At 39.6% G+C, this 235-nt stretch carries 1 pseudogene; it reads right to left on the bottom strand.

The window, feature by feature from the left end:
* Positions 1–235, bottom strand: a pseudogene (locus Q4528_RS16140) (amino acid permease); the annotation flags it as partial.

A 235-nucleotide genomic window follows, 5' to 3' on the forward strand; every position in this document is an offset into this window, starting at 1 on the left:
GCTAGACCCCCTGGAATCCAGTGAGGTACATTCGGGAACCAATAATTCATATATTCTCCGACAGCTATAACTTCACTCAGACCTACGACTACCCACTGGAATATATTACTCCATGCTGTCATATATCCAGCTGCTGGGTGTATGTAATCACTCGCAAATGTAGCAAAAGAACCAGTTGTTGGAGTAATATAAATCATTTCTCCCATAGCACGCATGATTAAAAATAAAAATATAC

The organism is Staphylococcus pasteuri, from assembly GCF_030547725.1.
Lineage (GTDB): Bacteria > Bacillota > Bacilli > Staphylococcales > Staphylococcaceae > Staphylococcus > Staphylococcus pasteuri.